Source organism: Candidatus Colwellia aromaticivorans, from assembly GCF_003333305.1.
Taxonomy (GTDB): Bacteria; Pseudomonadota; Gammaproteobacteria; order Enterobacterales; family Alteromonadaceae; genus Colwellia; species Colwellia aromaticivorans.
On record NZ_QOLD01000096.1, the window covers coordinates 1 to 8085 of the forward strand.

At 36.2% G+C, this 8085-nt stretch carries 10 protein-coding genes; 9 read left to right on the plus strand and 1 reads right to left on the minus strand.

All coding sequences use genetic code 11. The features are described from left to right. Positions 1-205: 205 nt before the first annotated feature. From DWA31_RS17265 to DWA31_RS15805, 6 genes are all read left to right on the plus strand, one after another. Positions 206-370 (plus strand): hypothetical protein, encoded by a 165-nt coding sequence (locus tag DWA31_RS17265; protein WP_168427373.1) that lies wholly within the window; start codon positions 206-208, stop codon positions 368-370. 538 nt (positions 371-908) lie between these two features. Next, positions 909-1577: a YiaD family glycine zipper/OmpA-like lipoprotein gene (locus tag DWA31_RS15785; RefSeq protein ID WP_114327533.1), complete on the plus strand. Its 669-nt coding sequence runs from the start codon at positions 909-911 to the stop codon at positions 1575-1577. Between the two features lie 6 nt (positions 1578-1583). Beyond that, complete coding sequence (locus tag DWA31_RS15790; RefSeq protein ID WP_114327534.1) at positions 1584-1883, plus strand: hypothetical protein; 300 nt, start codon at positions 1584-1586, stop codon at positions 1881-1883. 288 nt (positions 1884-2171) lie between these two features. After that, a complete protein-coding gene (gene dusA, locus DWA31_RS15795; RefSeq protein ID WP_114327535.1) occupies positions 2172-3176 on the plus strand; it encodes a tRNA dihydrouridine(20/20a) synthase DusA in 1005 nt (334 codons plus the stop codon). A gap of 839 nt (positions 3177-4015) precedes the next feature. After that, positions 4016-4246, plus strand: coding sequence for a PspC domain-containing protein (locus DWA31_RS15800; RefSeq protein WP_114327536.1), 231 nt, complete (start codon positions 4016-4018; stop codon positions 4244-4246). 42 nt (positions 4247-4288) lie between these two features. Further along, on the plus strand, positions 4289-4639 hold the full coding sequence (locus tag DWA31_RS15805) for a hypothetical protein (protein ID WP_114327537.1): 351 nt from the start codon (positions 4289-4291) through the stop codon (positions 4637-4639). A 74-nt stretch (positions 4640-4713) separates the two neighbouring features. On the opposite strand, the gene DWA31_RS15810 is transcribed toward DWA31_RS15805, so the two are convergent. Continuing rightward, positions 4714-5457: an enoyl-CoA hydratase-related protein gene (locus DWA31_RS15810; RefSeq protein ID WP_114327538.1), complete on the minus strand. Its 744-nt coding sequence runs from the start codon at positions 5455-5457 to the stop codon at positions 4714-4716. 66 nt (positions 5458-5523) lie between these two features. Here DWA31_RS15810 and DWA31_RS15815 point away from each other — a divergent pair, with 66 nt between their 5' ends. From DWA31_RS15815 to DWA31_RS15825, 3 genes are read left to right on the plus strand one after another with little or no spacing between them, the layout of a single operon-like run. After that, entirely contained in the window at positions 5524-6054 is a 531-nt protein-coding gene (locus tag DWA31_RS15815; protein WP_114327539.1) for a copper chaperone PCu(A)C, read from the plus strand. A gap of 20 nt (positions 6055-6074) precedes the next feature. Then, entirely contained in the window at positions 6075-7076 is a 1002-nt protein-coding gene (locus DWA31_RS15820) for a DUF2333 family protein (protein WP_114327540.1), read from the plus strand. Between the two features lie 5 nt (positions 7077-7081). Further along, positions 7082-7858 carry a TIGR04219 family outer membrane beta-barrel protein gene (locus tag DWA31_RS15825; RefSeq protein ID WP_114327541.1) on the plus strand — a complete coding sequence of 259 codons (777 nt, stop codon included), beginning with the start codon at positions 7082-7084 and terminating at the stop codon, positions 7856-7858. Positions 7859-8085 lie beyond the last annotated feature (227 nt).

Below are 8085 nucleotides of genomic sequence, written 5' to 3' on the forward strand. Positions count from 1 at the left end.
TGTGTAACCTTGATCGATAATTAAAGCTACAGCTTCTTCTTTAAATGCTTTCGTGTAAGTTTTGTATTGTCGTTTTTGATTCATAAACACCTCGATTAACTAGGATATTATCCTTTATCAAAGTGTCCAATGCCATTAAACCAGATCAAATAGTGGCGGGTTTAGATCGGTGTTCACAAATGAATCTCTATCATGGAAGATGATTATGAACATGGAAGATTATGAGCGTTTCAATGAGCTTTCCCAAAAAGCACTTAAGGATTTCGCCACCCAAAGCGAATTTTTAGAATTTAAACAATTATTGTTATCTTGGAATAGTTCAATTGATTACAATTTTTACACTCCTCCTGATATTCCAGAGCCTGAGTAATCATTTTTAATTGCTTTTGATTATTGATTGAATTTGTCATGTAACTTATGTGGAAACAGTTGCGTATAAACTTGCCACGATATGTTTAAATTCTTATGGCCAATAACTTGGCTTTTTAATTGAATAACATAGAGCTTAATCCTACCTAATTATCCCACAAGTGAGCGTTTCCAAAATATAGATCTAATAACTCATGCAGTGGAATAGTTTTTTATTCCTAGCTCATCACTTTCAATTTCTTTAATTCTTTTTATCTAACGTTCTTGCTAACTCTTTTTGAAGAATGTTTTATATTATCGGTGTATAATCGCGCTGTTTTATTTAGCAACGAGTTTACAGCGATAAAAAGTCATCGTTTGCCTTTGTACGTTTTTCAATTGTAAAAAATGCCATCATCAACCCTGTTCTTGTTTGGGTACAAAAGGGTATATTGAAAAAGAGCGAAGACAAAGTAAAAGGCAAAATAAAGAATAGTGGCAGGTTATCTAAAGCAGACACTTAAAACTAAAAATCATAAATCAATAATTTAAGGAAAAAAATGAAAATATTTATTATCTCTCTGATTATTTGCCTAGCCCTAAGCGCTTGTACTACTTTTGACCCATATACTGGTGAGCAAAAGGTGACGAATACCGCTAAAGGGGCTGGTATTGGAGCTGGTGTTGCAGCAGTGGCTGCTTATCTAGCCAACAAAAATGAAGATGATATAAGCAAAAGAAATCGTAGAATTTTAAAGGCTGCAGCGGGTGGTGCTGCGATTGGTGGTGGTATCGGTTACTACATGGATACCCAGGAAGCTAAACTAAGAAAACAATTACGTGGTTCGGGCGTCAGTGTTGAACGTGACGGTAATAACATTAATCTGATTATGCCTAGCAGCATTACCTTTGCTTCAGGTAATGCCGATATTGATCAAAGTTTTCTATCTATTTTAGATTCAGTTGTTTTAGTCTTAAAAGAATTCGACAAAACCTTGATATTGGTTGCTGGCCATACTGATAGTACGGGTTCGGATGCGCTTAATCAGCGTTTGTCAGAACGCCGCGCGCAGTCTGTTTCTACCTACTTCAAAGCTGTTGGTGTTATTACTGATAGAATCGAGGTGACTGGTTTCGGTGAAACTCATCCGGTTGCTAGTAATGATACAGAGGCTGGTAAAGAGCTTAATAGAAGAGTAGAGATTACTCTGCTTCCAATTACAGAGTAATTCAGTATGAAATATTTACTTTTAATTTCAATGTTCGCCACACTAACAGGATGCCAAACCGCAACGGAGCTGCAAAATGCGTCTTCAAAAGGTTTCGCTAATAGTTATTCTTGTGGACAAATAAATGCCGCATTTTCTGCCTATGAAGCAGATAAAACCTCTTTTGCAGCGCTTGAGCAAATAGCAACGATGTCAGGATTAGTGATTGAGCAAGGCTCTAAAGCGAATGCCAGTTCATATTACGAAAATGCAAAAGCAGCTGCTAATGTAGCTCTACTTGTTCAGGGATGCCCTCCAAGAGCTTAAAGCTTATAAAGCTCTAAATATTATTTAGAAAAAGCTCCTCATAATTTATGCAGGGGCTTTTTAAATGGCATGAAAATAAGTCAATTTCTTTATACTCACTAATATCACTCCTTAGGAAGTTGTTTTGCCTAACAAGAAAATGTGTCTTATATGCTCATGTATTAAGTGATAATTTTTTTGTTTATTAGCAAGATAAATCGTATAATCCGCCAATATATTAGTCGTTATTTTCAATGGCTAAATTCACTTTAAATTCACTTTAAATTCAAATGGTTTGTAATTAACTTTATGATTTCTCACAAGTTATCCGTTGCGCCCATGCTTGATTGGACCGATCGTCACTGTCGATATTTCTATCGTTTAATGTCAGAACATACTGTGCTTTATACAGAAATGGTCACCACGGGCGCTATATTACATGGTAAAGGGGATTATCTTTCTTATAACAATGTAGAACATCCGTTAGTTTTACAATTGGGTGGTAGTGATGTTAAAGCGATGACTGAATGCGCTAAAATTGCTGAACAGTATGGCTATGATGAAATTAACATTAACGTTGGTTGCCCGTCAGATAGAGTACAAAATGGTCGTTTTGGCGCTTGCTTGATGGCTGAACCTAGCTTAGTTGCTGATTGTGTTAATGAAATGCAAGCAGCCAGCAAGGTGCCAGTTACGGTAAAGTCTCGTATTGGTATTGATGATTTAGATAGTTATGAGTTTTTGCACACTTTTATTGATCAAGTGGCACAAGCGGGTTGTCAGCATTTTATCATTCATGCTCGAAAGGCTTGGCTTACTGGTTTAAGTCCTAAGCAAAACCGTGATATTCCACCACTTGATTACGCGCGTGTATATAAAATAAAACAAGATTTTTCTGCGTTAGAAATATCTATCAATGGTGGCATTAAAACATTCGCGGAGGCTAATAATCACTTACAACACATTGATGGTGTGATGATTGGTCGTGAAATATATAATAGCCCTTATTTATTGGCACAAGCGGATCAACAAATTTACGGTGTTGAAAAAGAGGTTATTTCTCGACAGCAAGTCATTAATTCAATGGCTGATTATGTTGATGCTTATGTAAGTTCAACCCTTGAACAGGGTAATGCCTACCGTAACCCTCGAGCTTGGCACGTATTACGGCATATGTTAGGTCTGTGTAATGGTTTAGCGGGTGCTCGTCAATTTCGTCGTTATCTGAGTGAATCTGCCAGAGAAGACGGTGCCAATGGTAATACGTTAAAGCAGGCTTTTGCTAAAGTGACAATGCTTAACGATCAAATTTAAGTGAACATAATCTCGGTTTAGGGAATGCTTGTCTCTAAATCGAGAAATTTAATTTCTGCTATTTATTAGCCTGTATTTTTAAATGACTATTTTGTAAAAAAACAACTAAAAATTAGTTAGTTAAATCAATATTACTGTATTTTCAATATACCTTGTTATGTTCTTTGAATAAATAAACCTTAATTATACCTCTTCCTAACCTTTGCAGCCCAGAACACCCACCTCTGATCTTAACTGAACTCTGCTTTTTGAAATAACTTGAATGGGTGCCCTTACGTTATACCGAACATTAAACCGTAGGGCTTTTGACTATTATTGATACTGACTTTATGTAGTGGTCAATTTGACAAATACAATGGTTAATTTAACTAACTTTTCGCGTAAGATATTATGTCTTTTTGAAGCTTATAGATGATAGGTTTTATTTTATCTTTAAAAATCAGTTTAATGGAAGGTATTCGATAGTTGGCATAGCACTTGTAATAGTTAAATCACAAACGATAGAGCAAGCATTGGCTGAAATGAAAAAGAAGCTAGCGGCAGCGTAGTTATAAAAATGTGTTTATTACACTGTTGGTTATTAAAAAAATGCTAGGCAAGCTTTATTGTGCTGCTTAATAGTGAAGTGAGTAAGGAATAAAATAACATGCCTATGTAGTTAACTCAGGAGCTTGCTGTAAACCTCAGGACAATATGCTCCTGCATTGTCTAATAACACCATCCATGTAGCGTATCTTTGAAGTCTTTGATCGAAGATCCATCACTTTTTAGAAACTGGATCCCCGATTAATACACCGCGGGGATGACGTCCTGAGCCATGTACATAGGCAAGTAAAATAATGTTATATGAACGAGAGTATTCATCGAGTCAATCGGTTAACAAAAGGTTATCTAAAGATGGTTCGCATAAAAAATTATCAGGGGTTTGCGCTGGAATTGCTAAGTACTACGATTATCCACGACTTGTCATTAGAGTTGCCGCTATTGCAGCATTAATTATGTTACCTGTTGCAATGGGTGTGGCTTATGTTGTCGCTAGTGTGTTATTACCAGAAAATACATATCAGTAATCAGTAAAGAACAACAAACCCTAGTTATTAAGAGAGGAACGGATGACATTTTTCAAATCATTATTATTGGCCATTTTTGCAACGTTATTTTTAACCTATGCGTTAGGTATTAGCTTTTTAGAATTACTTGATATTAATGTTTATATGGACGGTGAATTAATTGAACCCTTAAAAGCAATAGGCGTATCAGCAGTGGCAACCGTTATTCTAGTGTTAATTGCATTGGCAATAGTATTAAGTGTATTTGGTTCGTTTGTTTTTATTAGCCTACTGATTCTAAGCTCGGTAGCGATGGTGGCAATTGGTGTGTTTTGGCCAGTATTGTTAGCTGCGGTTGTTATTTGGTTGGTGACGCGCGATAAAGTTACCAAAAAAGAAACGCAATACGGTTAGTCGTCATAGTGAAAGAGAAAACGAGGTTTTAAACTGACAAAGTAAGTGTAAAGCCCTACGGATAGTTAAAAGCGTTATTTATTTTTAAAAAACATCGACATAATTTCTTTGCAAGCATCAGTGTTAACTAAACGAGAAAATTCATTACCTTCGCTTTCTATGACTTGAGATAACGATAATTGCGTCGCTTGGCGAATAAGCTTTCTACTGGTCATCACTGCATCGCTAGGTAATGAAGCAATAGTAAGAGCCTTTTTCTCAGCAATGCTTAATAGCTCATTAGGCTGGCAAACTTGATTGGCAATACCATATTCTTTGGCCTGTTCAGCGTTAAAAGTATCGCCTAATATCATTAATTCAAAGGCGCGATTTTGACCAATAAGTCTCGTTAATAATAAGGTTGAGCCAGCTTCAGGACACAAGCCTAGCTGAGTGAAAGGTAATTTGAATTTTGTATTATTGGCGGCAATCACCATATCGCAATGTAGTAATAATGTGGTGCCAATACCAACGGCAGGTCCGGCAACTGCCGCGACAATGGGTTTAGTGAATACGTTTAATATGTTCACAAAATCTAGCGCGGCAAGGGAATCATCTTCTGAGCATGCAATAAAGTCTTGCAAGTCATTGCCAGCGCAAAAACAGTTTTCATCACCGTGAATTAATACACAGTGTATATTGTCATTATTTTTAGCATAGTTAAAATGCTGGCAAAGCTGTTTATACATAATATTATTTAACGCATTTTTTTTATCAATACGATTTAAAATGATAGTAAAAACACCCTGATTTTCTTTCGTTATTATAAAGTCAGTCATTTTGTTACTTTGCGAAGAATGATAAGGTTAACTTTAAGGGGTCTTAAAAGGGAAGTATAGCCACAGATGAAGAATAACCATTTATATTTATTATTATCACTACTTTGTACTTGTTCTTTTTTCGGGATTGCCAATGAGTTATCTAATGAAAAAATAGGACTAGGGCAAAAATTATTAATTTCAGTTGAGCAGGCTTATATTCGTAGTTCAATACCGGGAACCACTATTACTTCCTCGTATATGATAATAGAAAATAAAGGTGAAAAAACAGTGACTTTACTGGGAGCTAACAGTAAAATTTCATCGCGTATCGAAATTCATCAACATAGTATGTCGGATGGCATGATGCGTATGCGTCAGTTAGACTCAATTGATATCAAAGCTAAGCAACGCATTGTATTGCAGCCATCAGGTTTACATTTAATGTTATTTAATGTTAAAAAGCCCCTACAAGCACAACAAAAAGTTGAACTTACCTTAAATTTTTCAAATAGTCCACCGGTTACAATACAGGTGCCTGTTTATAGCCCTTTGCAGGAAAAAAGAGCGCAGGAAGCTACAGCTAACTCAGCCGTAAAGCATTCACATCATCATTAGCGCATTATTAGGAGTAAAAAATGAAAATGAATTTCTCAGCTAAAACCATTGGCTTTACCGTTACTGGTATTTTTATACTTTTTTATGTTGTTGGTGTTTATTGGAGTTTAGGCGTTGAGCCAATTGATGTTGAGCATGAAGTCACTATTGCGGCAACAGCTGATAACGTAGCACCGGTTGTTGGGTATGCAACGACTACCACGCTAATTAAAGTAGCGTCAACCATCTTGGATAAGCCCGGCGGCTATATATCTAATGATGCTTTACCACCAGGTATCTTGTTAGACAATATGCCAGCTTGGGAGTTTGGTGTGCTACAAATGGTGCGAGATATGGCATTAGTTTTACGTAAAGACTTTAGTCGCTCCCAATCACAATCATTAGAAAATAAACATATAACTAAGGCACAACCTATGTTTAATATTGATAATAAAAGCTGGGCGATGCCAAGTGCTGAATCAGAATATAGAAAAGCCATTGATAGTTTGTACGATTACAGAAATGCATTAGTTGGCATTAGTAAAGTTAAAAATGATACCGCACAATTTTACGCCCGTGCTGATAACTTAACGGCATACTTTGATGAAGTACAAAAACGTTTAGGTAGTTATTCGCAACGTTTAAGCGCAAGTGTTGGTAAAGACAAAATAAATACTGATTTAGCCGGAGATAATGTGGCGAAGCAATCTTCTGCTGAAGCAACTCATTCACAGTTAAGAACCAGTTGGTGGCAGCTTGATGATGTTTTTTATGAATCACGTGGCGCAGCATGGGCCTTATTGCATTTTTTAAAAGCAATAGAGATTGATTTTGATAGTGTCTTAAAAAAGAAAAATGCTAAGATCAGCTTACAGCAAATAATTCGTGAATTAGAAACTAGCCAACACACCTTATGGAGCCCTATGGTGCTAAATGGCGATGGTTTTGGTGTTTTAGCTAATCACTCTTTAGTGATGGCCAATTATATTTCACGCGCCAATGCCGCATTAATTGATTTAAATGAACTACTAAGAAAAGGGTAATAATAATGAAGAAAACAATAATCGCAGCGGGTCTAGCAACACTGTTAACCGCGAGTGTTCAAGCAGACACACTGTTAGGTTTATATATAGGTGGTCACGTTTGGGATGTGCAAACAACCGGAACTTTTGGTGAAAAAAGCTCAACATCAGGAGAGGTTATTTCACAAAACTTTAACTTTGATGATCAACAACAAGGCAGCTTTTATATTGCACTTGAGCATCCTATTCCATTAATTCCAAATATAAAAATTTCATCAACAGTATTAGATACAGACGGGCAAACAACCATCACAGAAGATGATTTTTCATTTGGTGATATCTCTTATCCAGTTGACACCACAGTTGATACCGTTTTTGATGTGAGTTACATCGATTATACCTTTTATTATGAAATTCTTGATAATGACTTAATTACTTTTGATATTGGTATAACCGCCCGTGATATCGATGGAAACATTAGTATCACTGATGATATCGGTGTGTTATCTCTTTCAAATGAAGAGTTTACCGCAGTAGTGCCTATGCTTTATGGCTCAGCTATTATTGGCTTGCCTTTTACTGGCTTTAATGTTTTCGCTCAAGGAAATTATACTGGCTATGACGATAGTAGTATCTATGACTTTCAAGCAGGTGTTAGTTATGCGCTATTAGATAATCTAGCGGTAGATCTAGATTTAGAGATAGGCTATAAAGTCGTTAAAATGGACATCGAAGATATTGATGATGTTTATGCTGATATGGAATTTAAAGGTATATTTGCTGGCGCAACAGTACATTTTTAAAATTAGCCAAACCTAAAACCTAAAACGTTTTAAAAATCCCTGATAGGTTAAATACCTACAGGGATTTTTTATTTATACCCGCTCCACTTGAAGGTGCAGGGTGAACGTCTAGCCAAATGCACATATCCTAAGTTAAACATTAACCCTAGACTTGCTCCAACTAATAAAAGGAGCAATGTATGAGTCGTAAAACTTCCGGTGAGTGGAAAAATCTTGTAAAGCAACAA

Bases quoted from the DNA above. Each gene is read 5' to 3' on its own strand.
- DWA31_RS17265 (WP_168427373.1), top strand. From the start codon at position 206: ATGAACATGGAAGATTATGAGCGTTTCAATGAGCTTTCCCAAAAAGCA.
- DWA31_RS15785 (WP_114327533.1), top strand. From the start codon at position 909: ATGAAAATATTTATTATCTCTCTGATTATTTGCCTAGCCCTAAGCGCT.
- DWA31_RS15790 (WP_114327534.1), top strand. From the start codon at position 1,584: ATGAAATATTTACTTTTAATTTCAATGTTCGCCACACTAACAGGATGC.
- dusA (WP_114327535.1), top strand. From the start codon at position 2,172: ATGATTTCTCACAAGTTATCCGTTGCGCCCATGCTTGATTGGACCGAT.
- DWA31_RS15800 (WP_114327536.1), top strand. From the start codon at position 4,016: ATGTTATATGAACGAGAGTATTCATCGAGTCAATCGGTTAACAAAAGG.
- DWA31_RS15805 (WP_114327537.1), top strand. From the start codon at position 4,289: ATGACATTTTTCAAATCATTATTATTGGCCATTTTTGCAACGTTATTT.
- DWA31_RS15810 (WP_114327538.1), bottom strand. From the start codon at position 5,457: ATGACTGACTTTATAATAACGAAAGAAAATCAGGGTGTTTTTACTATC.
- DWA31_RS15815 (WP_114327539.1), top strand. From the start codon at position 5,524: ATGAAGAATAACCATTTATATTTATTATTATCACTACTTTGTACTTGT.
- DWA31_RS15820 (WP_114327540.1), top strand. From the start codon at position 6,075: ATGAAAATGAATTTCTCAGCTAAAACCATTGGCTTTACCGTTACTGGT.
- DWA31_RS15825 (WP_114327541.1), top strand. From the start codon at position 7,082: ATGAAGAAAACAATAATCGCAGCGGGTCTAGCAACACTGTTAACCGCG.